This window comes from Cellvibrio mixtus subsp. mixtus J3-8 (genome assembly GCF_000766945.1).
GTDB classification, from domain to species: domain Bacteria; phylum Pseudomonadota; class Gammaproteobacteria; order Pseudomonadales; family Cellvibrionaceae; genus Cellvibrio; species Cellvibrio mixtus_A.
The window spans coordinates 1-1,238 of the sequence record NZ_ALBT01000141.1 but is presented as its reverse complement, the minus strand read 5'-3'; the positions used below and the strand labels follow the sequence as shown (position 1 = coordinate 1,238).

Here is a 1,238-nt window from a genome sequence, read left to right as displayed (position 1 = left end):
CCCCCACAAACAGCCCCCGAGATAGTCGGGATCTCGGCAGCAGCAGCCCCTTTGCTGCCCTGGAAGCCAAACTCTACAGCCTGGCCCGGCTGGATGCTGGCATTCCAGCTCAGGTTGGTTGCAGAGTAAGGGTTGGTACCGGTCAGGGTGGCGTTGTAACTGCTGGTGACGCGGTTATCACCGCTGTACTGCCAGCTAATATTCCAGCCATTGATCGCAGTTGTCCCATCGTTAGTAATTTTTATTTTTGCGCCGAATCCATTATTCCACTGGTTGTCGATCACATACTGGCAACCGGCAAAGGCCTGTGTGGAGAGAGTGGATACAGCCAGGGAGAACCCGGCCGCACAGAGGGTGCGTGTTAGCGCACCCGCCATGCGAGGGTTGATCGCAGAGGCTTTAAAGCTACTCATAGTGTCTTCCTCGGAGGTAAACGCCGGTCTGCACCGGCAACGGTCATCAACAATCGTTATTGTTAAAACGGGTGAAGCAAAGGGTTAAAGCAAAGCCTTACAACAAGGTCGCGATGGCAGTAACAGCGCTGTCATTGCGTGGCCCGACACAGGGGAATCCGGGCCCTGTCCAACATCGGGTACTAGTCAAACTTGGAGGTGTTCAGCCGGATCTGTTCGGCGAGCATGGGCTGTTCGGGTTCAGCCTTGCGCATGGCGCGCAGCACTTCACCGGCGACAATAAAGGCGGTGACGAGCAAACCGGAGTAGATGAACATGACGAAGCTGTAATCGACGGTGTAATTCCAGGGCCTGGCGATACCGAGGTAGCAGGCAAAGAGCCAGGAGACCGAGGAAAGTGCCCCGGTCAGGGCCACCAGGATTTGTTCAAAGGTGGGTAAGCCGAGCAATCCGCGACGCGAGGTTACGCGCGGGAAGCTGAAATAGTGCAGGGCGATCCCGTTGAGTGTCAGTACTGACACGACGGTGAATTTGGCCCAGAGTTTTTCATTCATCAGGTATTGCTGGGGGTTTTCGAGGTAGCCCAGCAGCACCAGTGCGAGCCCGGAAATCCACAGGATGACCAGTGCGATGAACATGATTTCGGCGGACTTGGTGAGGTCCTTGACGGCGGGTGCAGAGAGGGCATTGCCACGGGTTTTGGCCAGGGCGAGATCCTGGATAAGCAGGATACCAACGGCCACGCAGGCGGCGAGTAGATGGGCATACACAATCAGGGTTTTAAACATAGTTGTCCGCGCCTTTTTTGTTGTTGTGGGTCAGGTT

Annotated in this window: 2 protein-coding genes; both read right to left on the bottom strand. The window is 55.8% G+C overall.

All coding sequences use genetic code 11. The features are described from left to right. On the bottom strand, nucleotides 1-413 hold a 413-nt coding region (locus A596_RS05025; RefSeq protein WP_039913068.1), incomplete at its 3' end, for a cellulose-binding domain-containing protein. Between the two features lie 182 nt (nucleotides 414-595). After that, nucleotides 596-1,201 (bottom strand): DUF2214 family protein, encoded by a 606-nt coding sequence (locus tag A596_RS05020; RefSeq protein WP_039913067.1) that lies wholly within the window; start codon nucleotides 1,199-1,201, stop codon nucleotides 596-598. Nucleotides 1,202-1,238: the final 37 nt, after the last annotated feature.